This window comes from Vibrio sp. 1F279, from assembly GCF_041439815.1.
Taxonomy (GTDB): domain Bacteria; phylum Pseudomonadota; class Gammaproteobacteria; order Enterobacterales; family Vibrionaceae; genus Vibrio; species Vibrio tasmaniensis_A.
On record NZ_JBGOOU010000090.1, the window covers coordinates 1 to 3,791 of the forward strand.

3 protein-coding genes are annotated in these 3,791 nt (G+C 38.8%); all 3 read right to left on the reverse strand.

Annotation, left to right across the window (positions count from 1 at the left end):
- Positions 1-1,611 precede the first annotated feature (1,611 nt).
- Positions 1,612-2,103: a hypothetical protein gene (locus ACED60_RS25305; protein WP_371728709.1), complete on the reverse strand. Its 492-nt coding sequence runs from the start codon at positions 2,101-2,103 to the stop codon at positions 1,612-1,614.
- Between the two features lie 2 nt (positions 2,104-2,105).
- On the reverse strand, positions 2,106-2,408 hold the full coding sequence (locus tag ACED60_RS25310; protein ID WP_371728710.1) for a hypothetical protein: 303 nt from the start codon (positions 2,406-2,408) through the stop codon (positions 2,106-2,108).
- A 242-nt stretch (positions 2,409-2,650) separates the two neighbouring features.
- Positions 2,651-3,217 carry a hypothetical protein gene (locus ACED60_RS25315; protein ID WP_371728711.1) on the reverse strand — a complete coding sequence of 189 codons (567 nt, stop codon included), beginning with the start codon at positions 3,215-3,217 and terminating at the stop codon, positions 2,651-2,653.
- Positions 3,218-3,791 lie beyond the last annotated feature (574 nt).

The window sequence follows — 3,791 nt, forward strand, 5'->3', positions numbered from 1 at the left end:
ATATTACTCCTTCCACTTCAACCAAAAATCACACCGTAACCGGCTAAAAGAATATTTTCATTTTTAAACCTGGTGAATCGAGGAACGAGATCCACCAAGTGAAAAAATCGACAAGCACAGCGCGTCAGGCTTTTTAAAATTCCTAAGAATTTTTACTTTGAGTGACTCAATTAATCGCGATCAGCGTCCCCCTCTGCGGGGATTTAATTGTTATTGATTTGCTCAAGTGCTCGATGAGCGTTTAAAAAATACAATCGCCCAAGCGCCGATTTATCGGGAAATTGATTATTTTTAGGGAATGCTTTAGGGCAAATCGTTGAGTAGGCGAGACTACCTCCGTTTATCTCAGGTATCCGAAAAATTCGATGTGTGAGGAACGAACCAGAATGACGAGGAAAATACCGTGATAAAGGGGGGTAGTCGTGCGTAGCACTACGATTTGCCCGTGCTTTTTTGAACGTTTTAAAACATTGTTTTGAAAGTGCTTTATAAACAGTTCTCGTAACACGGTCTCGGCATACGCTTTAGTAACAACCGATATGCCGAGATCATGTTACGAGAGTATGTGCCGAAAAAGCCAAATCTCGTGGAGAATGTTCTTTGGGGTTTTGGGGTGAAACCCCGAACCAGTCACAGTGAACCCGTCAGGAGCGAAGCGAACTAGAGGGGACGCTGTGTATACTGGCTTAGTATTAGTGATACAGTTGTACTACACATTTAGCGAGGCAATACGCTTTGTGTTTACAAGATTTTAAGATTGGGATGATGGTCTGATTTGTGATGGAGTCTCATGTGGAAAAGTCAGGACAGACAAGCTGACCTCAACTTTACGCACAATCGCCAAATCAGTTTAAAGGATGAGGATTGTTTGCGCTCCACGCTCAATAATTAATGTCTTTGGTAGGAAACAATAAGAGCATGAAATGAGGACGTCGCAAAGCTCCACAGAACCTGCTTTCAGCTACGCTGAACCCCTATCTCGACCGACTATAAAATCGTGAAATATCAGGTTCCGAACCGAGGTACAAAAAAGACTTTTCAGGCATCTTTCAGCCCCACCTTACGCTCTCCCCTTAGTGCCCTAACTACATTTGCAGTTGGTTAGAACATCCACCACAGTGGGAGAAACTAAACCGTATTATCATTGAGCCTTACTCGATGCCTAGTGAGGTATAGCATCGTGACCTATTACGTCATTTCGGGTTTAGTCTGTTCGCTGGTTAGCGTCTGGTAATCCTTGATCGCTAACAGGACGTCTCCGCTTTATCCAAAACATCTGAACCAAATAAAGCCTTGAGAATACTTGAAGTGCTTCTGTGATATGGCTATCATGAAAGGACTTAACGGGTAGAAATCGTTTGAGTATTCCGAAATAAGCCGACCTCCACAGTCGGTTTTTTTCACATCTGGGCATAAGGTTACGACCAAATGACCAAGATCTCAACGACACTTTTATGTTGTCGTGATAGATCAAAAGAAAAAAGCCACCTTTCGAGGTGGCTTTTTTCGTTCTGAACTCGGTACAGATTGCGGGGGTTATGTTTAATGTGAACTCAGTGAAACGCCTTATTTGTAGTTAAGGCATTCGATAAAAAGATCTCTAAAGTTCCTTTAATCATCATTGTCCCACTCATCAAACACACTAAGTATTGATTTATAACGAGATGTAAGCGGATCAAAATACTCTTTAAAGGATTGATCCTCTAGTAGATTCCTAATCTCATACTTATATGATTTTTTAAATCTTGTTTTGTCAACCTTACCGTCAATATATTTAGAACAGGCTACATCATATGTATTCATTAGTGTTTGAACTGTCGCGTCAAAATTTTTGACATATGAATCCAACGTTAGTTGGTCTTCATTATTTATTGTTCCAGCTTCTTTTTTGGAAGCTAACGGGGCCATTATAGTCGTTATATCAACAACTCTAGCCTTGGAGTTTTCAATTGATTGACTTACTTCCAGCTCAACCATTCCACTTTGTAGCTTCAGATTTTCAGTAGAAATTTCATTAGCTTTTGAACTGGATTTCTTAGCAAAAACTACCGCCCCAATCGAAACAAAAAGACTTATACCTGAGATAATGTCAGATCCTTCCATGATCATTTTCCAACTCGCTTTTTCATTGCACTTATAACATCCAAGATATTGCTATTATCTGATGCATTTACTTTGAAATGTTCAGTGCCAACACTTTCTAATATAGAGTCATCATTACTTGCTAAACGCTCTAACTCCTCAAGAATAAGTAGCTTTTCTTGACGACTTAAAGGTTCATTTGTCTTCGTGTAAACAAGACCATTAAGCTCGGTTAAAATTGCCTCAAGCTCTAAAGATTTATTACGAGAATTTAACAATCGCTTTAAATAATGTTTTGCTCTTTCTTGTCTAGTCATAGATGCCATTGTATACCTTCTTATTTTAGTTTGATTTCAATAGGTAAGATCATATCTCAGTAACATCCTTAATGAAAATGTTGTCGTGGTGCGTGAAGTGCACGTTATGTTAACTCGCTCGTTTTTCATCTACAAAATCAGTGGATAACCAATGCCAGGTCAAGCGTTGCAGGTAAACAAAATCATAACCCTGTAACGTAAAAAAGGCCGCCATTGGCGACCTTCTCGTGATTCTTACTTCGGGTGTTATGTTAATTATCTAACATGAACGCAGGTAGGTAGAAATTGAGATCGTTATCCACTTTCTTGTGAACAATCTTGTTCAGAATTTCCATGTCCTCATTTTCAAACCAAATTAGATAGTAATCATCATTTTCACGATGTGAACGAGGTTGGATTTTCATAGCATCTGCATAACTTAGCCCTAATGCATGGGCTAATTTTAACATCTCCATATCCGCATCATTGCTTAGAACTGTCAGTTCAATTTTAGTGATACCTTTCTTCTTCCAATCCCTAAGAAAACCAGACCAAAGATTTGCTTTCAAATTAGAAGTGTCTTTAAGTTTTTGCGCATTCCAAGGAAAAAACAGCGGCGTTGTATTCGTGTAGTGCAAACAAACTTCCGCCAACTTTGTACTTAAGAGTTCACCTTTGAATTTTTCTTCATTTGATGGATTAAAAATAACAATTGGTTTTTCCTTTGGTTGTTTCGTTACCTCATCAATCAATCTGTTTATTACAGCATCAGGCGAATCAAAACCCTGAACCAATTCAGACAGTCGCTGATAAGTTTCTGTTGTGATGTCTATTTTCATAAGCGCATTCATACTTCAATCATAAATTACAATAAAGCAATCATATATGATTGAAATAAAATTTCAACACCAATAAGGTAATGAGCCTCAAAATGCACTAACAAACGCTGTTCTGGTTTCTGTTTCGATCTGGTGCGTTAAGTGCGCGTTACGTTAAATATTTATTTTTCAAGCACGTGAGGTATGAGCAGTGTTGAATAATAAATCTGATATATTCCCTCCAAGCCTTTTTTATGCCATTCAATTTTAAAAGGTCGCTTAATCAAGTGACTTTTTTACATCGACTACATGACGTGTAGAGCAAGGAAAAAATAAAGCTGCATGGAAGCAGCACATAATGCCGATCAAAATCCGGTAGTCATTATGCCCATTATGGTAAATAGCCGATTTAGCCCCTCAAAACACCCATCAGAATGCCTAGAATCGCCATAGGGCGTATTTCTCGATCTAATCCAAGCCGATATACCCATAAACCCCTCTGAAAGTTTGTGACGGTTTGAGAGCGATTTACAGGGCAGAATATTACTCCTTCCACTTCAACCAAAAATCACACCGTAACCGGCTAAAAGAATAT

Bases quoted from the DNA above. Each gene is read 5' to 3' on its own strand.
- ACED60_RS25305 (WP_371728709.1), bottom strand. From the start codon at position 2,103: ATGGAAGGATCTGACATTATCTCAGGTATAAGTCTTTTTGTTTCGATT.
- ACED60_RS25310 (WP_371728710.1), bottom strand. From the start codon at position 2,408: ATGGCATCTATGACTAGACAAGAAAGAGCAAAACATTATTTAAAGCGA.
- ACED60_RS25315 (WP_371728711.1), bottom strand. From the start codon at position 3,217: ATGAAAATAGACATCACAACAGAAACTTATCAGCGACTGTCTGAATTG.